The organism is Leifsonia sp. EB34 (assembly GCF_041260585.1).
Classification (GTDB): Bacteria; Actinomycetota; Actinomycetes; order Actinomycetales; family Microbacteriaceae; genus Leifsonia.
In genome coordinates this window covers 621,298-641,644 of sequence record NZ_JBGCCV010000001.1, presented here as the reverse complement: position 1 = coordinate 641,644, position 20,347 = coordinate 621,298, and the positions used below count along the sequence as shown (strand labels likewise).

Genomic DNA, 20,347 nt, shown 5'->3' with positions numbered 1-20,347 from the left:
GAGGATCGATGACGACGCCCCGTGCCGTCTACACCGCCCTGCTGGGCGACTACGAGGAGCTCAGCGAGCAGTCGGTCGCCCGCACGAGCGACGTGCCGTTCATCTGTCTGACCGACCGCGACGATCTGGTGAGCGACACCTGGACCATCGTCAAGGTGGAGCTGCCTTTCCCGTTCGATCTGGTGCGGAGCCAGCGGCAGTTCAAGATCCTCGGTCACCCGGCGCTCCACGGCTTCGAGGAGACGCTCTACATCGATAACTCCGTGCAGCTCGACGCGTCACCCGATGACATCCTCGACGACTGGCTGGACGGCGCCGACTTCTCGCTGCACCGGCACAGCTTCCGGAAGCGCGTGATCGACGAGTTCGACGAGATCGTGCGGCTCAACTACGACGACGCGGGGCGCGTGAACGAGCAGCTCCTCCACTACGCGGAGGCCTATCCCGACGTGCTGCTCGAGCAGCCGTATTGGAACGGCATGCTCGCGCGCCGCCGCACTCCCGCGGTCGAGGCCACGATGCGGATCTGGTTCGACCACGTCCTGCGCTACTCCCGGCGGGATCAGCTCTCGGCCAACGTCGCGTTCTCCCTCGGCTCCGTCGAGCCGCGGGTCGTCGGCGACGACAACAACGTCTCGATCTGGCACCGCTGGCCCGTCGACGTGAAGCGCCGCGCCGCCCAGAGCGTCGTCACCGGGAGGCGGACCGGCCCGCTGCTGGCGGAGGTCGCGCGGCTCGAGCGCGAGGTGCTCCTCGAGCGCAAGCGCGCGGACGACCTGATCGCCGGCAAAGAGGCGGCCGACGAGCGCGTTCGGGCGGCTGAGCTAGAATTGGCGGAGGCCGACGCGCGCGCGGCGCGTGCCGAGCAGCGGTTCACGCAGGTGACCACGAGCTTCTCCTGGCGCGCGTCCAAGCCGATCCGAGTCATCGGCGGCCGAGTCCGCCGTCTGAGAGCAGGAGGGTCGACCGATTAGGGTCCTCGTCACCGGCGCAGCCGGATTCATCGGGAGCAATCTCGTCCGGACGCTGCTGGCGCGCGGCGACGACGTCATCGGAGTCGACTCGCTCACGTCGTACTACGACCCGGCGGTCAAGCGCGCCAACGTCGACGCGTTCGACAGCCCGCGCTTCCGTTTCGTGGAGGCGGACCTCGCCGACATCGACACGGAGACTCTGCTCTCCTACGACGTCGACGCAATCGCGCACCTCGCCGGGCAGCCCGGCGTGCGCGGCTCCTGGGGCGACCAGTTCGGCGCGTACACGCACGCCAACATCACGGCGACGCAGCGCCTCCTCGAGGCGCTGAAGGGGGCTCCGGGTGTTCGCCTGGTCTATGCCTCCTCGTCGTCGGTCTACGGCCAGGCCGAGAGCTACCCGACCACCGAGGAGACCCTGCCGGCGCCGCACAGCCCCTATGGGGTGACGAAGCTCGCCGGCGAGCATCTGGTCCACCTCTACCGGGCCAATTACGGGCTCGACACCGTCGCGCTGCGCTTCTTCACCGTCTACGGGCCGGGGCAGCGCCCCGACATGGCGTTCACGCGGTTCCTGCGGGCCGTCTCGGCCGGGGAGCCGATCCGGGTGTTCGGCGACGGCGAGCAGATCCGCGACTTCACCTTTGTCGGCGACATCGTGGCGGCCATGATCGCTGCGATGGGCGTAGCGGCCCCGCTTCCGCGCGTGATGAACCTGTCCGGCGGGTCGAGTGTCTCGGTCAACGAGGTGCTCGCCGTCATCGGCGAGATCACCGGCGCGACGGTCGACGTGCGCTACGAGCCCACGGTGCAGGGCGACGTGTTCCGCACGGGAGGCTCGAGCGAGCTCGCCAGGGACGCGCTCGGCTGGACTCCTCAGGTCTCGCTGCGCGAGGGCCTGCAGCGTCAGTGGGACTGGGTCCGAGGCCTGGGCTGAGTCGGCTCAGAGCTCGCCGGCCGGCTCCTCGACCGAGGCGCCCTCGTCCACGGCCGCGCTGACGTCCAGGCGGATGAGGCCGGAGCCGTACTGCGGCTCGTCCACCTCGAACGTCGCTGCCGGATTGAGCCGGTCGAGCGACAGGCCGGCCATCTCCTCGAGGCTGCCGCGCACGATGTAGTTGCCGGAGCCGAGCGTGTGGTTCGGGAATGCGAACTTCACGCTGTGCTCACCGGGCGTCGTGGGCAGGTCCAGCTTCAGCACGCGGGTGTTGACGCCGTAGACCGGCTGCCCGGTCGAGGTCTCGATCGCGATGCCGGCGACGAGCGGCGGCTGCGGGGTGCTGAGCTCGTACCGGTAGCGGAGGACGAGGTCGCCCGCCGCCTTGACGATGACGCGGTCCTCGTCGGCGATTGCGGTCTCGACGTCGATCCCCGTGATCCGGGCCGGCGGCACGACCGGCTCGCCGCCCGCGTGGGTGCGGTCGTGCTCCAGGCGCTCCTGCTCGAAGCCGAACCGGAGCACGCGGAGGCCGTCGGCCGGCTCGCCGTCGAAGATCTGGTTGCCGTGGTTCAGGACGACGACGCGGTCGCACAGCCGGCCGACCTGCTCGGCGGAGTGGCTGACGAGCACGATCGTTCGGCCCTCGCGCTGGAACTCCTCGATCTTGTCCATGCACTTGCGCTGGAACGGCTCGTCGCCCACCGCGAGGACCTCGTCCACGAGCAGCAGGTCGGGGTCGACGTGCACGGCGACGGCGAACGCCAGCCGCACGTACATGCCGGAGCTGTAGAACTTCACCTGCGTGTCGATGAAGGACTCGATGCCGGAGAAGTCGACGATCTGGTCGAAGTACTTGTCGGTCTCTTTGCGGCTGAGCCCGAGGATGGCCGCGTTGAGGTAGACGTTCTCGCGCCCGGTGAGGTCGGGGTGGAAGCCGGCCCCGAGCTCGAGGAGCGCCGCCATCCGCCCGCGGCGCGAGACCGAGCCGCTGGTCGGCTGGATGATGCCTCCGACCACTTTCAGGAGCGTGCTCTTGCCGGAGCCGTTGTGCCCGACGAGACCCACCGTGCTGCCGACGGGGATCTCGAGGTCGATGTCGCGCAGCGCCCAGAAGTCGTCGCGGTGACGGCGGGACGCGCCGAAGTTGACCAGGCGCTCCTTCAGCGACTTCTCCTTGTGCAGGACGAAGCGCTTGGAAACGCCGGAGACGGAGACGAGGGATGGCATGGTCATGCGGTCACAGCTCCTGAGCGAAGTTGCCCTGCAGACGGGAGAAGATCCGCTGGGAGAGCCAGAGTAGGACGACGCTGATCAGGAGGGTGATCAGGAGCCGGATGAACAGGTGGTCGGGCCAGGTCTGGGTGAGCGGGCCCTCGGAGGCGCTCCCCGCCGCCCAGAGCGCTTTCTGCATGCCGATGACGGCGAGGGTGACCGGGTTGGCCAGGTAGAGCTGCTCGATCCAGTTGCCGTGCAGGAGCTTGTGGACGTAGGTGAACGAGTAGACGATCGGCGACGCCCAGAAGAGGATGACGATGGCGATCTCGACCAGGTGCTGGGTGTCGCGCAGGTAGACGTTCACCGCGGACAGGAACAGCCCGATCGCCGTGGCGAACACCACCAGGGTCACCACGGCGAGCGGCGCCAGGAACACGTTGAGGTTCCAGGCGAACGGGACGGTGGCGAGCAGGACGATCGCGATGGTGAGCACGACGAGCTGCACCAGGAAGTTGAAGAGGGCGCCCCCGATCGCGCTCAGTGGGAAGATCTCACGCGGGAGGTAGACCTTCTTGACCAGCCCGGAGTTGGCGAGGATGGCCGTCGTGCTGCCGGTGACGATCTCTGCGAACAGCCCCCACATGGTCAGGCCGATGAAGACGAAGATCGCGAAGTCCGGGGTGCCGCGCGCGGCGCCGAGCACCTGGCCGATCGCGAAGTAGTAGATGAGGAGCTGGGCGAGCGGCCGGAACAGGCTCCAGACGATCCCGAGCGAGCTGTCCTTGTAGCGCGCCTTCAGCTCGCGGCGGACGAGCAGCCCGAGCAGCTCGCGGTGAGCCCACACGTCGCTGAGCGAGCGTCCTGTGCCGCGGACGAACCCGGAACGCTGGCCGACGTGCTCCATCGGAAGGGACTCGATGACGGCGGCGCGCGCGTCCGCATCGACCGGTGATGTCATTGCTGTACCTCGAACGGGGACGGGATCGGGAATGCATCGGGACGCCCCGGAGCACCTACAGAGTCTAACGCCGCCCCGGCCGGGAGTTTCCCGAGCGCACCGGGGCGGCGCTGGTCTCAGGCCGGCGATCCGGTCGGGATCGCCGCCCCGAACGCCGTCACGACGTCGAGCCACGACTGCCCGTTCGCGAGCTGGGCGAAACGCGCCATCGAGGTGATCGGGTGCTTCTGACCACCGCTGAGGTAGTAGATCGACCCGTCCGGCGTGCGGATGAAGGCTGTGGCCGCAGACCCCTTCGGTGCGTCACCGCAGGCGAAGGAGTCGAGTGACGTGAAGGAGAAGGGGTAGAGCGGCGCGGTCGTGGAGTCCAGCGAGTGCAGCGAGCCGCCGGCGCTGACGTATTTCTGACTGCCGCACTGGATGCCGAATCCCAGCAGTTGGGACGACGTCGGGTAGGCGGCGAGGCGATCGTCGGTCGTGTAGGTGAACGACGTGAACCCGGCCTCCACGGGCGGGTCGAAGGTCGAGAACGGGATCTTGCTCGACACCCCGTTGACGAGGTACACGGTGGCGCTGCTCACGTTGCGCACCAGTGTTCCCGAGACCAGCGCGACCGGGCCGGCCGGGAGCCCGGCGACGATCGCCTGCGGGACGACGGTGATCGTCGGGGCCGCGCTTCCCGAAAGGGCGAGCAGGGCGCTCCACGAGCTGATCGGCCGGATGTCGGTCGGCATGACCAGGTACACCGTTCCGCCCGCCGCCGACATGATGGCGGAGCCGGCCTTGATCGCCGGGGCGGTCGCATAGGCGCCGAGGAGCGCAGGCGTCACGGTCACCGCGCCGAACGCCGCGCCTCCCACTCCTGCGGCCCACGGATGCAGGCCGTCGGTGCCGAGGACGCTGATCGAGGAGTCCGCCGACGACATGAACGCGCCGGTGAACGTCGGCCCAGCAGGGATTTTCGCGATGCTCTCCGGCTGGAGGACGCCCGCCGTCGAGAGCGGGACGAGAGCGCCGGCTGCGCTCGGATCGACGGGGGAGGCCTTGCCCCCCGCGAGCAGGAAGGCGGCGCTGCTGCCGGCCTGGCGGACGAAGACGCTGTCGCGGACGATCGGCGTCGAGAACGGCAGGTACGAGACCGCGTTCGGGGACAGACTGTTCGCGCCTCCCGAGAGTCCGGCCTGTGCGAGGGAGTACTGGTCGAGGACTTCGTGCTTCGTTGCGCCGGACACGTAGTAGGTCGGACCGCCGCTGGATGTCATGAGCGGCGTGACATTCGGCCCCGTCACGAAGGTCGCGACCTGGGAGGCGGTCATCTGGACGTAGCCCGACGGCGTGCAGGAGCCACCGTAGTCGGCCACCAGACCGCACGACACGAACGGCAGCTTCATACCGGAGTCGAAGAAGTAGATGGAACCGTCGGGTCCGCGGATGACCCTTCCCACCGGCTGCTGGGTGGCGAACGAGTCGAGGTAACTCTGCGGGACGTACGCCACCTGTCCCAGCGGGGCCAGCGCCACGAGCATAGCCATTGTGGTGACGGGATACTTGTTGCCCCCGGAGACGAGGTAGACGGAGGAGTTGGCAACGGTTCTGACCATGCTCGAGGTCAGCCCGAACGTCTGCAGGTCGCGCTCCGTGCCGTTGAAGACGTCCTGGTCGCCCGGGAACGTCCCGGCGTCCGAGTACTGCCAGAGGGTGTAGGCGGGCCAGCCCGCAGGAAGGGTGCCCGCGCCGTCGGCGATGTTGCTCGGATAGCGGGCGATGAACAGGGGGTTGGCGGCGAAGGTGGCGCTGTTGCCGGTGCACATCGTCCACCAGTTCGTGGTGGAGTAGATCGCCGGCAGGCGTCCGGTGCGGGCCTGGATGGTCAGCGAGAAGTCGAAGATCCAGGACACCATCGCCTGCTGCGAGAGTCCGTAGCAGGTCGCCCCGTACGGGTTGTACTCGATGTCCAGGAGCGGAGGCATGGTGCGGCCGTCCGCCGTCCCCATCCCGCCGTGGTCGAGGAACCAGTTCGCCTGCGCCGCCCCGGTGGAGGTGTCCGGCGTCGCGAAATGGTAAGCGCCGTGGTAAAGGCCCGCGTTGTACGAGTCGTTGTACTGCTCGGAGAACTGGCTGCTGACGTAGTCGGTGGACTCCGTCGCCTTGACGTAGGCGAACCGCGCCCCCTGCGCGGCGATGGTCCCCCAGTTGGACGCGTTGAGCACCTGATAGCCGCTCACATCGAGCCCCGGGAGACCGGCAGGGGCCCCGGCGACGAGCGCCTGGGCCTGACCGCTCTTCGCCGCAGCCGCGGACCCGGGTTCGTTGGCGGCCACGGTCGAGCCCATGGCGTGGTTGCGTGCCGCGTTCTGAACGGCAAGCGAGGGGTCCTGGAGCGTGGTCCCTGGCGTCGTTCCCGTTCCCGCGTTCGGTGCGGCGGGAACCGCGCTCGGCGCGGGAGCCGCGCTCGTCGACGGGGATGGCGCCGGTGCGGAGCTCGGGGACGGCGTCGGCGTGACCGCCCGCGGAGAGGATGTTGCGGCCGGAACCGACGTCGACGGGGGAGCGGCCGGTGAGGGGGTCGCCGCATCCGCGAGCGGTGCCGAGAGCATGGTCGTCGCCAGGAGGCCGAGCCCCGCTGCTGCGGCCATGAGCGTCCGCGAGATGGAGCGCATGGAAAACCTCGTTCGTCTAGTTGGCTTTGCCCCGCAGACTAATACACGTGTTTGACCGACGCGTGCCTCCCGCGCCTACCCGCGCCGGATCACCCGGTGTCCTCCGCCGCGTCCCTCCAACTGGGGTAGACCAATCGCGAGACAGATCCGTGGGCCGGCCGGTACCCTTGAGAAGCCGATAACGCCCCGCCTCGACTGTTTGGACCTGTTGTGAGACCACGAGCCGTTCGGCATTCGATCGCCATCGCCGGCATCGTCCTGATGTCGGCCATGCTCGCGGCCTGCACTCCGCAGCCGGGCGGCTCGTCGGCGGATCAGGCGTCCTCGCAACCGTCGACGTCGTCCGTCCCGTCGAAGCCTTCGCCCACGCCGACGCCCACCGTCACCGTCGAGCCGGTGCTGGTGGTCGCCTCGGTGGATGTCGACGGCAAGCATGTGACGGCATCGGGTTATGTGCAGGGCGTGATCCAGGACGGCGGCGCGTGCACTTACACCTTCACCCGCGAGGGCTCTCCCGCCGTGAAGGTTCAGCACGAGGGCGTCGCCGATCGCTCGACGACCTCCTGCGGAGAGGCGCAACCCGACATCGCGCAGTTCACCCGCGGATCGTGGCAGGTCACCCTGGAGTACGTTTCGGACGGCAAGGACTACGTGTCGACGCCGCTGGCCGTGGAGGTTCCGTGATGCGCTCGAGGAGCATCGCCGCTGTTCTGATCGGCGCCGTCGTCGCCGGGCTGCTGACCGTCGCCGGTGGCACCGCTGCTCAGGTCGCGCCGGCGAGCGCGGCGGACGCCGGTCAATTCGACGCCGGCAACATCATCAGCGACGCCCTCTTCTTCGACGGGGGAGCGCTGACCGCGAGTCAGGTGCAGTCCTTCCTCAACAGCAAGGTGTCCGCCTGCCGGGCGGGCTACACCTGCCTGAAGGACTACACGATGGCGACGACCTCCAAGGCCGCCGTCGCCGGCCGTTGCGACGCCTACACCAGCCAGGGCGTCGAGTCGGCCGCCACCATCATCGCCAAGGTCGGTGTGGCCTGCGGGATCAGTCAGGAGGCTCTCCTGGTGCTGCTCGAGAAGGAGCAGGGGCTGGTGAGCGACACCTGGCCGGACACCTCGCAGTACCGGGGTGCCACGGGCTACGGCTGCCCGGACACTGCGGCGTGCGATTCGCAGTACTACGGCTTCTTCAACCAGGTCTACAACGCCGCGCTGCAGTTCAAGCGCTACGCGGCGTCCCCGACGAGCTGGAACTTCATCGCCGGCAAGGTCAACCAGATCCGCTACAGCCCGGATGCCACGTGCGGGGCCGGTTCCGTGTTCATCTACAACCAGGCCACCGCCGGCCTCTACAACTACACCCCGTACCAGCCGAACGCCGCGGCGCTGGCCAATCTGTACGGCACCGGTGACAGATGCAGCTCGTACGGCAACCGCAATTTCTGGCGGCTCTACACCGACTGGTTCGGGCCGACGAACGGCGGCAACCTCGCGAGGACGGTCGACAACAGCACGGTCTACGTGTTGGCGGGGACCGTGAAATACCCGATCGCGAGTCTCGACGTGCTCGGCGCGCTCGGTCCGCTGGGCCCGATCGGATACGTCTCCCAGTCGTATCTGAACACCTACACCACCGGTTCGTTCGCCGGGCGGATCAGCAGGAGTCCCGGCGGCACACTGTACTTCCTCGACTCCGGCATCAAGCTGCCGTTCGGAAGCTGCGGGCTGGTCGGAGACTACGGCGGGAGCTGCGCCTCCACCGGGTACATGCAACTGACGGACGCGCAGCTCGCGACGTTCGTCAACGGACCCATGATGTCTTCTGTGCTCGGCACGACGACCGGGTCGCGTTACTACATCACTGTCGGCACCAAGCGCGAGATCCTCGACGACGCCTCTCAGACGGCGGCGGGTATCCCCCTCGGCTACAACGTGTTGAGCGACGGCGCCGTCTCGAATCTGCGGACCACGACACCGATCGTGCGCGACCAGGCGTTCGCTCAGCAGCGCGGCACGAGCGGCTACGCGTTCCTGTCGGGAGGTTCCCGCTACGGCGTCACGAGCGACGGCGCGACGGCCGCGGGCCTGCCCGCGAAATCCGCCGGGGCGCTCAACGCGGACAGCCTGTCGATGATCCCCGCATCGGCCGCGCCGTTCAGCGGCCTCGTCCAGGCGACCGGCTCGCCGGGGGTCTCGATCCTCAGCGGGAACTCCCGGTTCGATTGGGCCGGCGGTGGAGGCGGTGCGGCACCGCAGGGCGCCGTGCCGGTGACGCCGTCGTTCCTGGCCGCGTACCCGGTGACGGGCACGATCAACACGGGTTCGTTCATCAAGTCGCCGGTGTCGGGGACGGTTTATATCGTCGGGCCGTCGGACATCAAGCCGGTGTCGTCGTGGGGGGCGTTGACTGCGTTGACGCCGAAGGGGTCGAGTCCGGCGATCGTCACGGTTCCGGCGTCGGTGATCGCGTCGCTGCCGTTGGGGAAGACCGCGTTGACGTCCGGGACGTTGGTGCGTAGTCCCGCGGACGCGACGATCTATCTGGTGAACGGGTTGACGAACAAGATTCCGTTCTCGACGTTCGACTACCCGTCGTCGATCGGTATCGGCGGGTTCTCGATGGTCGACAGCGGAGTGTTGGCCGGGTACCCGGCGGCCACGGCGCCTCTGGGGTACGGGATCACGTGCGGGAGCACGGACTACGTGGCGGCGTCGGGTGTTCTGCGCGCGCTGGATGCGACGACGAAGCCGTTGTACCCGTTGGTGTTCACGCCGTTGGATTCGTATACGTGCGCGGTCCTGACCGTCGGTGCGCCCGCGACGGCATTCATCCGGACGCCGGACGGGTCGATCTATCTGCTCGACGCGGGGAAGCGGCGACCGGTGTCGTCGATGGCCCGGCTGGGGCAGTTGGGTGGTTCGGTGGGATGGGTGGATGTGTCGGCCGGCCTGGCCGCCACCATCCCCGTCGGCCCCGTCGCCTGACCCGTCGAGGCAGGCCGCCCTACGCGACGGGGATCGGCGTCTCCTCGCGCGCGGCAGGGAGCGGTGCCGCGGAGACCCGGCGGAACACCGATGTCATCACGAGCGCCATCACGACGGCGAAGATGGTGAACAGGAGGACCAGTCCCTCCCACTTCAGCGGCGGCTGCCATGCCGGCTGGTTGAACATCGCCGAGATGTACGCCGTCTCGCCGACGACGTATCGCTTGAGGGCGACGAAGAACGTGTACGTGTGGCTGAACGCGAGCAGCCAGATCGCGAAGACACCGATGGTCGTGAACACGGCGCTCGTCCGTCCGGCGGTGTAGCGGTCCGCCACGATGCCGCTGGCGAGGGCGAGCATGATGACCAGCGCCAGCGTGTACCGTCCCTGCCAGATGAATCCGGCCGTACCGATGACCGCTGCCTGCGAGATCGCCGGCACCAGGACGAACGCCACCGCCAGCAGGATGATCAGGAGCCGGGCACGCCGGTGCGAGATGACCAGGGCTGCGACCACCAGGGCCAGCAGCACGGCTCCCCAGCTCACCAGCGCGAACCCGGGCGCGGGGGTGTCGACCCAGCCGAAGAAGCCGATCCAGCCGCTCCCGAACTCGAAGGTGTGCTGGAGCATGTAGGTGAATCCGTCCCAGAAGGTCGAGCCGGCACCCGCGAACTTCTGTGCGGGCGCGACCACGGAGGGTCGGAGGAAGTACGCCAGCGCAGCGCCGCACAGCACGACGGCAATGCCGACCGTCACCCAGACCGACGGCTGGCGCAGACGCCGCAGCAGGACCGCCCGCCGGGAGAGGAGCAGCGCCCCGCCGAGTGCCAGCACGATCCAGAGCAGGGCGATGTTGCGCGTTCCCACGAGCAGGAACGTCGACGCGCCCACTCCGGCGAGAACAGCGGCGAGGCGCCTCCCCGTCACCATCCGCGACAGCAGGACGGTCAGGGAGACGAACAGCGCGCCCGCGGAGAGTGCCTCCACGCCGTTGGGATTCATCGTGCCGCCGAGGTAGAGCGTCATCGGAGTGATGGCAGCGTAGGCGGCGATGAGGGCCCATCGTGGTTTCCTCAGGAGGGTGAGCCCCATGAAGATGACGCCGATCATCGCCGCGCACAGCAGCGAGTTGACCATCCGCATGGCATAAAGGCCCTTGTCGCCGGTGAGGAACAGGCTCGGCACTCCGGTCAGCGCGTACCAGCCCGGGCTGTTCGCCCCTGCCGTGTGCCCGGACACGACGATGCGTCCCAGATCGCGAGGAGCGACGGGAACGCAGTTCGCGGTGGTGTCGGGCTTGAACGCGAAGCAGGTGCGCGCCGGTGTCCACGCGACATATCGGGGGACTTCGACCTCGGACTCCCGCGGCTGGCTGGGAAGCGGCCCGGTGAAGATCTCGCCTCGGGCGACGGCCGCGGCGCGAATGAAGTGCGTCGGCTCGTCCGGCGACGACGAGATCGGCGACGCGAGGTTCCAGAGCGTCATCGGGATGAAGCCCAGCAGGAAGGCGACGACGAAAGCGCCGAGAGGGCGGGACGCGAAAGCACGGAACCTGTCGAACGGTCGTTTCGCGGTCGTGCTCACCTGGGTCCACCCCTGTCTGTCTGCCGAGCGGCGTGATCGCCGAGACCACATTAGGCGATGGTGCGCGGGCGAGGCTGAAGGACGCTCTGCGCGGGTGTGAGATGCTTGGAGGCAGGTTTTTCCGCAAGTACCCGCGGCGAGGAGTGAGAAGGATGGCGATCGACGTGCCCGACCGCGTCGTCGGCGACGCGACGGGAGCGCCCAACCCCGCGCCCGACCGCGCCGACACGGCCCGGCCCTCGCTGCGTACGCGTGCCTGGAGCGGGACCAGGAGCTGGCTCGTCGACGCCGGGCGTCCCGTGCCGCTCTCGAGCGGGCTCAGCGGTCGGCGCAATGCGCTCGGCGTCATCCGGTTCGTGCTGGCTGCTGCCGTGATCGTTTCGCACTCGTTCCCGCTGTCGGGCAACGGCGAAGACCCGTTCCTCCGCTGGAGCCACGGCCAGCAGAACCTCGGTGGGTTCGCGGTGATCGGCTTCTTCGCCATCAGCGGCTATCTGATCGCCAAGAGCGGCGCGCGCAACGACATCCTCCAGTTCGCGTGGGCCCGAGTGCTCCGGATATTCCCGGCCTTTTTGGCCGTGCTGCTGATGTCCGCATTCGTGGTCGGCCCGATCGCCTGGAAGCTGATGGGCAGGGGGCTCCGCAGCTACTTCACGACTCCCGGCGGCCCCTTCAGTTACCTGGCCAACGACTGGACGCTGACCATCCACCAGTGGGGCATCTTCGACATCTTCTCCGCGACGCCCTACGGGCGGGCGGAGAACGGCCTGAGCGCCTTCAACGGCTCGCTCTGGACGCTCACCTACGAGTGGACGTGCTACGTGCTGATCGGCGCGTTCGTCCTCTTCGGACTGCTCCGCGGGTTCAAGATCGTGGTGCCGATCCTCGCGGTGGTGCTCCTCGGCATGCAGATCGCCAGGGTCGCCGGGGCGAGCTTCGTCGCCGTCGTGCCGTGGCTGGGCGACCAGTACATCGTCAGCCTCGGGCTGATCTTCATGATCGGCGCGACCTTCGCCATGTACGCCGATCGGATCGTCCTCGACTACCGGCTCTTCCTGTTCTGCGCCGCGCTCTCCGTCTTCACCGCACGGGCGGGCGGGTTCGAGATCGTCGGATATCCGGCGTTCGCCTACATGCTCTTCTGGCTCGCCGCCAAGCTGCCCGACGCTCTCAAGCGGCTGGGGTCGAAGAACGACTACTCGTACGGGCTCTACCTCTGGGGCTTCCTCGTGCAGCAGATCGTCGCCGCATTGGGCTGGTATCACTTCGGCTTCGTCGCTTACCTGGCGATCTGCCTCGTGTTCTCGGTCATCATGGCCTGGCTGAGCTGGCACGGGCTCGAGAAGCACGCCCTGGCGATCAAGGGTTGGGGCCCCGGCCGAGGGATCCGGCACTGGTACAACGCGGCGAGCTCGCTGTTCCGCAAAAAGGAGACGGAGCGGGCTCGCGAAACGAAAGTGGGAATCGAATGACTGACCGACTGCCGACCGTCCTCGTCACGGGTGGCGCCGGGTTCATCGGCTGCGCTCTCTCGAAGCTGCTCGCCGCCGACGCCGAGCGCTGGGTGGTGCTCGACTCGCTGCACCCGCAGGTGCACGCGAGCGGATCGCGGCCGGCCGACCTCCATCCCGCCGCCGAGCTCGTCGTCGGCGACGTGACCGACCCGGCGGTGTGGGACTCCCTCCTCGCCGACGTGAAGCCCGAGATCGTCATCCACCTGGCAGCCGAGACCGGGACGGCCCAGTCGCTCAACGAGGCGAGCAGGCACGCCCTCGTGAACGTCGTCGGGACCACCGAGATGCTGGACGGCTTCAGCCGCGCCGGAATCGTTCCGCGGCGTTTCCTGCTGAGCAGCAGCCGGGCCGTGTACGGCGAGGGAAGCTGGCTGCGCTCGGACGGCACCGAGTTCTACCCGGGGCTGCGGACCCACGCGGCGCTCGCAGCCGCAAGCTGGGACTTCCCGGACGCCACGGCCCGTCCGGTGTCCGCACCGCGCACGGTTCCCGCGCCCACGAGCGTCTACGGGGCCACCAAGCTGGCGCAGGAGAACATCCTCGCGGCGTGGACGGGTTCTCGGGACGCCGGGCTCACCGTCCTCCGCCTCCAGAACGTCTACGGACCGGGGCAGTCCCTGATCAACTCCTACACGGGAATCGTCTCGCTCTTCTCGCAGCTCGCCGAGAAGGGCGAGACCATCCCCGTCTACGAAGACGGCCGGATCGTCCGCGACTTCGTCTACATCGACGACATCGCGAGCGCCTTCGCGGCTGCGATCGCCACCGACATCGACGGGACGTTCGACGTGGGGTCGGGCGTGGCCACGACGATTCTGGACCTCGCGCGCGAGATCGCCCGTTACCACGGCGCCCCTGCACCCATCGTCACCGGCGCGTTCCGCGACGGTGACGTGCGGAACGCGTCCTGCGAGATCGCGCCGACGACGTCGGCCCTCGGCTGGGCGCCGCGGTGGTCGCTGGCCGACGGTGTCGCCGGCCTCCAGGAATGGATCGCCACCCAGTCGGATCGTGTCGTCTGACGCCGCGGATCCGGACGATGTGAAAACCCGGAGCGGTACCCGCGTCCGCGCCGCGACGACCATCCTGATCGCGACGGCGGTCGCGGGACTGTCGACATACATCCTGCAGGCCGTCGTTCTCCGGGCGCTGGGTGCCGACGAGTACCTGCGCTTCAGCGTGATGTGGTCCGTTCTCTACCTCATCGTCGGCGCGCTCGCCGGGCTGCAGCAGGAGGTCGCCCGGGCGTCGCATCCCTCCGGTCCCGGAGGTGATTCGGGAGGCGGCAGGCTCGCCTGGTTCGCCCTCGCCGGGGTCGTCGTGGTGTTCGTGCTCGTCGCGGCGACGGGAGCGCTCTGGGGGCCGGTCGCGGTGCCCTCAGACACGACGCCGACGGTTCTGATGATCGCGATCGGTTCGGCGGCCTACGTCGGTGTCTCGGTCCTCTCCGGGTCGATGTACGGACTGCAGCGCTGGGGCGTGATCGCGACGATGATCGCACTGGACGCCGGCCTCCGCCTCGTCGGCGTCGCGGTCGCGCTGGTTCTTGCGCCGACCATCCTGGCGTTCGCGGTCGCGGTGGTCCTGCCGTTCCCCCTCTCGTTCGTCCTTGTCTGGCTGTGGGTGCGGGGGAGCGTTCGCGGACGGATCTCGATCGACGTCGCACCGCGCCAGCTCACCTGGAACGCCGCCCGGACGATCGTCGGCGCAGCCGCCACGGCCGTCATGGTCAGCGGTTTCCCTTTCCTGCTCGGGATCACGTCCGCCGGTCAGACCGCTGCCGCTGCCGCTGTCATCGCTGTCGTCACCCTGACGCGGGCACCCCTGGTCATCCCCGTGATGGCGATGCAGAGCTTCCTCGTCGTGCACTTCCGCGACCTCGGGGCGCGAGCAGGTCGCTTCCTGACGCTGACCGTGCTGGCGGTGCTGGCGGTCGCCGGAGTCGGCGCGCTGCTTGCCGCGCTGTTCGGCCGCGCCGTGCTGGACTTCTTCGACCCCGGCCTTCCGATCACGTCCGCAGCCATCGCCGGCATCGTCTTCTCAGCAGGCCTGACCGCCGCGCTGTGCGTCAGCGGGTCAGCAACTCTCGCGAGGAACCTGCACGGGATCTTCACGACGGGATGGGTGATCGCCGCCCTCACCGTGATCGGTGGCCTGCTGCTGCCGCTGGACCCCGCTCCGAAGAGCATCATCGCGCTGGTGCTCGGACCACTGCTCGGCCTGATCACTCACGTGGTCGGGCTCAGGACCTCTCGGTCCTGAGCGCCTGCTCGAGCTCTGCGACCCGCAGTTCGAGCATTGCGTGCTCCTCCGCCAGGATCCTGGTCTTGTGCTCCAGCTTGGTCGCCTCCGCGCTCTGCTGAAGCGTGACCAGGAAGAGGATCACGATCGACACGAAGAAGACGAGGTTGATCGGGATGGTGATCCCGAGCAGATCGGCTGCCCAGACCAGGGTGGTGGGGAACACCGCGACGACGAGCATGATCGCGCCGAAGAGCAGCCACCAGATCACGTGCCGTTCGCGCAGCCGTCTGCGCCTCAGCATCTCCACGAGCACGAAGATGGTGAGCAGGGCCGCGATGATCCCGAAGAGGTAACTCGTGATCGTCATACCGGCACTGCCTCCGTGCTGAGTTGGAGCCGCGGTCGCATGAGCGAGACGAGCAGGGCGAGCATCGCCCGGCCGAGGTAGAACGCGGACTTGACAGGATTGGTCGACGGCACGCCGGTGGTGCGCGCCCGCATCGCGACCGGCACCTGGGCGATTCGGCAACCCGAGCGTGCCGCGATCACCAGCGACTCGACGGTGTCGCCCAGATACTCGGCCGGGTAGTGCTCGGCGAAGAGGGCGACGGCCCGGGGGCCACTGGCTCGGAAGCCGCTCGTGGTGTCCGTCAATGTCGTGTGGGCCAGCCCGCTCAGCGTCTTGGCGAGCAGCACCATCGCCCAGCGACGCGGGCCGCGGGCCTTGTACTCGCCGACGCCGGCGAACCGGGCCCCCATGACGAGATCGTTCGTCGCGAGCGCGTCGAGGAGCGCCGGCACATCGCCGGGATCGTGCTGGCCGTCGGCATCCACCTGCACGACGTTGCGGTAGCCGCGGGCCAGCGCGAACTTGAAGCCGGCGCGCATCGCGCCGCCGACCCCGAGGTTGTAGGGGAGTCGGAGGACCATCGCGCCTGCTCGTTCCACGACCGCGGCCGTGGCATCGGTCGACCCGTCGTCGACGACGAGGACCCCGATGCCCGGCAGCTTCTGCCGGACTTCAGCGATGACGTCGGCGACCGACCCCTCCTCGTTGAGTGCGGGCATGACGATGAGCGTGTCGCCGTACGGTCTCGTCATAGCCTCGATCGTACCAATCCGGTCTGGGCGGCCGGGCTCATCGACCGAACACGTGGCGTGTCAGGGACTTGCGGCCGGCGGGATCCTTCGCGCGGAACGCCGACGGCAACTCGGTGAGGGCACTCAGCCGGGACGTCAGGTGGGCCCGGGCAGCGCGTGCGGCGCCTCGCCAGTTCCGCGCGGCGCAACGCCGGGCGAACTCGTCGAAGATCACCCGCTCCTGGGCGAACTTGGAGCCGTCGGGCCCGGTGACCGCCGAGACGCTGGCCGCGTGCCGGCGATAGGAGAAGACGACCTGGTCGTCGAGCACGAGGGTTCCACCGGCGAGCGTGATGTCGAGAAGCATGGCCAGGTCCTGCACCACGTCGAGGTCGGGTCGGAACCCGATCTCGCGCAGCCGGGACGCCCGCCAGACCAGCGAGGGGAAGTAGGTCCAGTTGCCGCGGAGGAGACTGGTCGCAAGTTTCGCGCCGCTGTAGGTGCGCGCTCCGTGCCCGCGGAAACGGCAGATGTCCTTCACCCGATCGGCGAGCGGGCGGTAGACCCGGCCGTCCTGGTCGATCACCTGGACGCCCGGCTGGATGATGTCGGCGTCCGGGTGAGCGGCGATGAGCTCTTTCACCCGGGCGACATAGCCGGGGAGCATGATGTCGTCGCATCCCATCAGCACGGAGAACTCGCTGCGCATCAGGCCGACGCACTTGATGTAGTTCTTGCTCGGGCGGAGGTTGACCTCGTTGCGGATGTATTCGACGCGGGGGTCGCCGAGCGACCGCACCCACTCGCCCGGGGCGGTGTCGGGGTATACATCGTCGACGACCACGAGCCGCCAGTCGGCGTCGCTCTGCGCGAGCACGCTCTCCACCGCGGCGCGAAAATGGTCGAAACGCCCGTAGAAGGGCATCATTATGTCCAGCGTCACCCCGGTAACCTAGCAAGACCCGACCGCGATGCGAAAAGCGGTCGACTATGCTGATTGAGTTTCCCGGCATCGAGACGAAGAGGAATCCCCTGAAAATGACGACCGTGAAGCGTGCGCTCATCACCGGAATCACCGGCCAGGATGGCAGCTATCTCGCTGAACTGCTGCTGTCCAAGGGCTATGAGGTGCACGGCCTCATCCGTCGATCCTCCAACTTCAACACGAACCGGATCGACCACATCTTCCAGGACCCTCACGACGAGGGCCAGCGGCTCATCCTCCACTTCGGCGACCTGACCGACGGCTCCCGCCTGGTCACGCTGCTCGCGGAGATCCAGCCGGACGAGGTGTACAACCTCGCCGCGCAGAGCCACGTCCGGGTGAGCTTCGATGAGCCCGAGTACACCGGAGACACGACCGGCCTCGGCACCATCCGCCTCCTCGAGGCGATCCGGTCCGCCGGCGTGCAGCCCCGCTTCTACCAGGCCAGCAGCTCCGAGATGTTCGGCGCCACCCCGCCTCCGCAGAACGAGGAGACCCCGTTCTACCCGCGTTCGCCCTACGGCGTCGCAAAGGTCTACTCGTACTGGATCACGCGCAACTACCGCGAGGCCTACGGCCTGTTCGCGACCAACGGCATCCTCTTCAACCACGAGTCCCCGCGCCGCGGCGCCACCTTCGTGACGCGCAAGATCACCCGGGCAGTCGCGCGCATCGCGGCCGGCCAGCAGAGCGAGCTCTACATGGGCAACCTCGACGCGGTCCGCGACTGGGGCTACGCGCCGGAGTACGTGGAGGGCATGTGGCGGATGCTGCAGCACGATGAGCCGCAGGACTACGTGCTGGCGACCGGCACGGCCTACTCGGTCAAGGACTTCCTCCGCTTCTCGTTCGAGCACGCAGGCCTCGACTGGGAGAAGTACGTCAAGTTCGACGAGCGCTACCTGCGGCCGACCGAAGTGGACTCGCTGATCGGCGACGCGGGCAAGGCCCAGGAGCTGCTCGGCTGGACTCCCAAGATCCTCACGCCGCGCCTGGCTCAGATCATGGTCGATGCCGACATCGCCGCTCTCGAGGCCGAGGGCTCGCACTTCGTCGATGCGGTTGTGACGGCCTGACGTGCGCGTCCTCCTCACGGGCGCGGGCGGCATGCTGGGAAGCGGCATCGCCGACGCCTGGGCGCGGCTGCGCCCGGCGGAAGAGCTGATCAGCGTGACCCGGCGGGAGGTCGACCTGCGCGACGACCGCGCTGTCACGACGCTGATGCAGGACGTCCGGCCGGACGCTGTCATCCACGCGGCCGCCGTTGTGGGCGGCATCGCAGCGAAGATCGCGGAGCCGACCCCCTACCTCCTGGAAAACCTGGCGCTCGACTCGAGCGTGCTGCGCGCTTCCCTGGAGGTCGGCGTACCCGAACTGCTCTACATCGGCAGCGCCGCGATCTATCCCGAGTCCGCCGAGCAGCCGATCGCTGAGGACGCCATCCTCACCGGCACCCTGGAACCGGCCAACGAAGGGTACGCACTGGCGAAGATCGCCGCAGGCAAGGTCTGCGAGTACGCCAGCAGGCAGTTCGGCTATGCGTACCGGGTCGCCGCTCCCTCGAACCTGTACGGGCCGGGCGACGACTTCGCGCTCGGGCACGGGCACCTCGTCGCCGCGGCCATCGCGAAGGTCCACGCCGCCAAGACCGCGGGCGATCGCACCGTGTCGATCTGGGGGGATGGCCGCGCCCGCCGCGAGTTCACATTCTCCGTCGACCTCGCCGAGTGGCTCGTCGGCCAGGTCGGCGCCCTCTCCGGGTGGCCGTCCCTCCTGAACCTCGGTACGGGCGACGATCACTCGATCACGGAGTACTACGAGGTCGCACGTGAGGTGGTCGGCTGGGACGGCGAGTTCGTCTTCGACGCCAGCAAGCCGTCCGGCGTCGGGCGGAGACTCCTCGACTCGTCGCGGGCGCGCGCGCTCGGCTGGAACCCCTCGACCCCCCTGACCGATGGAATGCGCTCGAGCTACGAGAGCTTCCTCGCTGCATCGACCCCGAATGGAACGAAATGACCGACAGCCCCGTCTTCCCCCTCGCCACCTCCACGTGGGATGACGACGAATACGCCGCCATGCACCGGGTGATCGAGTCCGGTCGTTTCACCATGGGGCCGCTGGTCGCCGAGTTCGAGCAGCGGTTCGCGGACGCGTTCGGCTCGCGCTACGGCGTCATGGTCAATTCCGGGAGCAGCGCCAACCTCCTCGCCGTCGCCGCAGCGGTCCTCGACCCCGAGACCGACCTCAACCCCGGTGACGAGGTGATCGTCCCCGCCGTGTCGTGGGCGACGACGTACTACCCGCTGACCCAGTACGGTCTCACCCTCCGCTTCGTCGACATCGACATCGACACGCTGAACCTCGACCTCGACCTGCTCGAGGCGGCGATCGGCCCGAAGACCAAGGGCATTTTCGCCGTCAACCTCCTGGGCAACCCTCTCGATTTCGCGCGGCTCGCCGAGATCGCGGATCGGAACGGCCTCGTCGTGCTCGAGGACAACTGCGAGTCCCTCGGCGCCCGCGCCGGCGGACGGGCTGCGGGCACGGCCGGTGTGATGGGCACCTTCAGCGCGTTCTTCTCCCACCACATCTCCACGATGGAGGGCGGGATGATCCTGACCGAGAGCGAGCGGCTCGCGCAGACCCTCCGGTCGCTCCGCGCGCACGGCTGGACGCGCGACCTCCCGGAGAAGAACTTCGTGCACGACAAGACCGGCGACGTCTTCGAGGACCTGTTCCGCTTCGTGCTGCCCGGATACAACGTGCGTCCTCTCGAGATGTCGGGTGCGCTGGGTATCGAGCAGCTCAAGAAGGTCCCGTCGCTCATTGCCGGGCGTCGTGAGAACGCCGCTTACTTCGTCGAGAAGTTCCGCGATCTCCCGGATGTGCGCATCCAGAAGGAGACCGGGGAGAGCAGCTGGTTCGGTTTCTCGATGATCCTCGAGGGCGCGCTCGCGGGCCGCCGCGCAGAGGTCGTCGACGCTCTCCGTGCCGCAGGCGTCGAGTCCCGGCCGATCGTCGCGGGCAACTTCACCAAGAACCCGGTCATGAAGTACCTCGACGCCGTCGTGCCCGACGCCCTGCCTGCGGCGGACAAGGTGGACGTCGACGGTCTGTTCGTCGGCAATCACCACTATCCGGTGCACGAGGGCATCGACCTGGTCCACGACACTCTCGCGTCGCTCTGACGCCGCGGCGCCGCCCGGCA

The 20,347-nt window shown here is 68.4% G+C and carries 17 protein-coding genes; 10 read left to right on the top strand and 7 right to left on the bottom strand.

The window, feature by feature from the left end:
• Positions 1-8 precede the first annotated feature (8 nt).
• Positions 9-974 (top strand): glycosyltransferase domain-containing protein, encoded by a 966-nt coding sequence (locus tag ABIA36_RS03080; protein WP_369960799.1) that lies wholly within the window; start codon positions 9-11, stop codon positions 972-974.
• Positions 970-1,911 carry an NAD-dependent epimerase/dehydratase family protein gene (locus ABIA36_RS03075; protein WP_369962066.1) on the top strand — a complete coding sequence of 314 codons (942 nt, stop codon included), beginning with the start codon at positions 970-972 and terminating at the stop codon, positions 1,909-1,911. The genes ABIA36_RS03080 and ABIA36_RS03075 overlap by 5 nt, the downstream gene beginning before the upstream one ends.
• A 6-nt stretch (positions 1,912-1,917) precedes the next feature.
• On the opposite strand, the gene ABIA36_RS03070 is transcribed toward ABIA36_RS03075, so the two are convergent.
• The 3 genes from ABIA36_RS03070 to ABIA36_RS03060 form a co-directional block, all read right to left on the bottom strand.
• A complete protein-coding gene (locus ABIA36_RS03070) occupies positions 1,918-3,141 on the bottom strand; it encodes an ABC transporter ATP-binding protein (RefSeq protein ID WP_369962065.1) in 1,224 nt (407 codons plus the stop codon).
• 10 nt (positions 3,142-3,151) lie between these two features.
• Positions 3,152-4,087, bottom strand: coding sequence for an ABC transporter permease (locus ABIA36_RS03065; protein ID WP_369960798.1), 936 nt, complete (start codon positions 4,085-4,087; stop codon positions 3,152-3,154).
• Between the two features lie 116 nt (positions 4,088-4,203).
• Positions 4,204-6,747 carry a lysozyme gene (locus ABIA36_RS03060; protein WP_369960797.1) on the bottom strand — a complete coding sequence of 848 codons (2,544 nt, stop codon included), beginning with the start codon at positions 6,745-6,747 and terminating at the stop codon, positions 4,204-4,206.
• 261 nt (positions 6,748-7,008) lie between these two features.
• Between ABIA36_RS03060 and ABIA36_RS03055 the strand changes: the two genes are divergently transcribed.
• Together ABIA36_RS03055 and ABIA36_RS03050 are read left to right on the top strand one after the other, a co-directional pair.
• A complete protein-coding gene (locus ABIA36_RS03055; RefSeq protein WP_369960796.1) occupies positions 7,009-7,431 on the top strand; it encodes a hypothetical protein in 423 nt (140 codons plus the stop codon).
• Entirely contained in the window at positions 7,431-9,731 is a 2,301-nt protein-coding gene (locus tag ABIA36_RS03050; RefSeq protein WP_369960795.1) for a hypothetical protein, read from the top strand. The genes ABIA36_RS03055 and ABIA36_RS03050 overlap by 1 nt, the downstream gene beginning before the upstream one ends.
• 19 nt (positions 9,732-9,750) lie before the next feature.
• On the opposite strand, the gene ABIA36_RS03045 is transcribed toward ABIA36_RS03050, so the two are convergent.
• Entirely contained in the window at positions 9,751-11,316 is a 1,566-nt protein-coding gene (locus ABIA36_RS03045; RefSeq protein ID WP_369960794.1) for a DUF2142 domain-containing protein, read from the bottom strand.
• 152 nt (positions 11,317-11,468) lie between these two features.
• Between ABIA36_RS03045 and ABIA36_RS03040 the strand changes: the two genes are divergently transcribed.
• Genes ABIA36_RS03040 through ABIA36_RS03030 form a run of 3 tightly spaced genes read left to right on the top strand, consistent with a single transcriptional unit; the run spans position 11,469 to position 15,092 of the window.
• Positions 11,469-12,788, top strand: coding sequence for an acyltransferase family protein (locus ABIA36_RS03040; RefSeq protein ID WP_369960793.1), 1,320 nt, complete (start codon positions 11,469-11,471; stop codon positions 12,786-12,788).
• A complete protein-coding gene (locus tag ABIA36_RS03035) occupies positions 12,785-13,852 on the top strand; it encodes an NAD-dependent epimerase/dehydratase family protein (protein WP_369960792.1) in 1,068 nt (355 codons plus the stop codon). The genes ABIA36_RS03040 and ABIA36_RS03035 overlap by 4 nt, the downstream gene beginning before the upstream one ends.
• Positions 13,853-13,871: 19 nt before the next feature.
• Positions 13,872-15,092, top strand: coding sequence for a hypothetical protein (locus ABIA36_RS03030; protein ID WP_369960791.1), 1,221 nt, complete (start codon positions 13,872-13,874; stop codon positions 15,090-15,092).
• Here ABIA36_RS03030 and ABIA36_RS03025 read toward each other — a convergent pair.
• The 3 genes from ABIA36_RS03025 to ABIA36_RS03015 are packed head-to-tail and all read right to left on the bottom strand — an operon-like array spanning position 15,073 to position 17,097.
• Positions 15,073-15,441 carry a DUF2304 family protein gene (locus tag ABIA36_RS03025; protein WP_369960790.1) on the bottom strand — a complete coding sequence of 123 codons (369 nt, stop codon included), beginning with the start codon at positions 15,439-15,441 and terminating at the stop codon, positions 15,073-15,075. The genes ABIA36_RS03030 and ABIA36_RS03025 overlap by 20 nt on opposite strands.
• A complete protein-coding gene (locus ABIA36_RS03020) occupies positions 15,438-16,175 on the bottom strand; it encodes a glycosyltransferase family 2 protein (RefSeq protein WP_369960789.1) in 738 nt (245 codons plus the stop codon). The genes ABIA36_RS03025 and ABIA36_RS03020 overlap by 4 nt, the downstream gene beginning before the upstream one ends.
• 37 nt (positions 16,176-16,212) lie before the next feature.
• Positions 16,213-17,097: a glycosyltransferase family 2 protein gene (locus tag ABIA36_RS03015; protein ID WP_369960788.1), complete on the bottom strand. Its 885-nt coding sequence runs from the start codon at positions 17,095-17,097 to the stop codon at positions 16,213-16,215.
• A gap of 95 nt (positions 17,098-17,192) precedes the next feature.
• Here ABIA36_RS03015 and gmd point away from each other — a divergent pair, with 95 nt between their 5' ends.
• From gmd to ABIA36_RS03000, 3 genes are read left to right on the top strand one after another with little or no spacing between them, the layout of a single operon-like run.
• Positions 17,193-18,215, top strand: coding sequence for a GDP-mannose 4,6-dehydratase (gene gmd, locus ABIA36_RS03010; protein WP_369960787.1), 1,023 nt, complete (start codon positions 17,193-17,195; stop codon positions 18,213-18,215).
• A gap of 1 nt (position 18,216) precedes the next feature.
• On the top strand, positions 18,217-19,155 hold the full coding sequence (locus tag ABIA36_RS03005) for an NAD-dependent epimerase/dehydratase family protein (RefSeq protein WP_369960786.1): 939 nt from the start codon (positions 18,217-18,219) through the stop codon (positions 19,153-19,155).
• Positions 19,152-20,327 carry a DegT/DnrJ/EryC1/StrS family aminotransferase gene (locus ABIA36_RS03000; RefSeq protein WP_369960785.1) on the top strand — a complete coding sequence of 392 codons (1,176 nt, stop codon included), beginning with the start codon at positions 19,152-19,154 and terminating at the stop codon, positions 20,325-20,327. Before ABIA36_RS03005 ends, ABIA36_RS03000 begins: the two co-directional genes overlap by 4 nt.
• Positions 20,328-20,347: the final 20 nt, after the last annotated feature.

Excerpts from the sequence above, each read along its gene's own strand:
- ABIA36_RS03080 (WP_369960799.1), top strand. The coding sequence starts at position 9 with ATGACGACGCCCCGTGCCGTCTACACCGCCCTGCTGGGCGACTACGAG.
- ABIA36_RS03070 (WP_369962065.1), bottom strand. The coding sequence starts at position 3,141 with ATGCCATCCCTCGTCTCCGTCTCCGGCGTTTCCAAGCGCTTCGTCCTG.
- ABIA36_RS03065 (WP_369960798.1), bottom strand. The coding sequence starts at position 4,087 with ATGACATCACCGGTCGATGCGGACGCGCGCGCCGCCGTCATCGAGTCC.
- ABIA36_RS03060 (WP_369960797.1), bottom strand. The coding sequence starts at position 6,747 with ATGCGCTCCATCTCGCGGACGCTCATGGCCGCAGCAGCGGGGCTCGGC.
- ABIA36_RS03055 (WP_369960796.1), top strand. The coding sequence starts at position 7,009 with ATGTCGGCCATGCTCGCGGCCTGCACTCCGCAGCCGGGCGGCTCGTCG.
- ABIA36_RS03050 (WP_369960795.1), top strand. The coding sequence starts at position 7,431 with ATGCGCTCGAGGAGCATCGCCGCTGTTCTGATCGGCGCCGTCGTCGCC.
- ABIA36_RS03040 (WP_369960793.1), top strand. The coding sequence starts at position 11,469 with ATGGCGATCGACGTGCCCGACCGCGTCGTCGGCGACGCGACGGGAGCG.
- ABIA36_RS03035 (WP_369960792.1), top strand. The coding sequence starts at position 12,785 with ATGACTGACCGACTGCCGACCGTCCTCGTCACGGGTGGCGCCGGGTTC.
- ABIA36_RS03025 (WP_369960790.1), bottom strand. The coding sequence starts at position 15,441 with ATGACGATCACGAGTTACCTCTTCGGGATCATCGCGGCCCTGCTCACC.
- ABIA36_RS03020 (WP_369960789.1), bottom strand. The coding sequence starts at position 16,175 with ATGACGAGACCGTACGGCGACACGCTCATCGTCATGCCCGCACTCAAC.
- gmd (WP_369960787.1), top strand. The coding sequence starts at position 17,193 with ATGACGACCGTGAAGCGTGCGCTCATCACCGGAATCACCGGCCAGGAT.
- ABIA36_RS03000 (WP_369960785.1), top strand. The coding sequence starts at position 19,152 with ATGACCGACAGCCCCGTCTTCCCCCTCGCCACCTCCACGTGGGATGAC.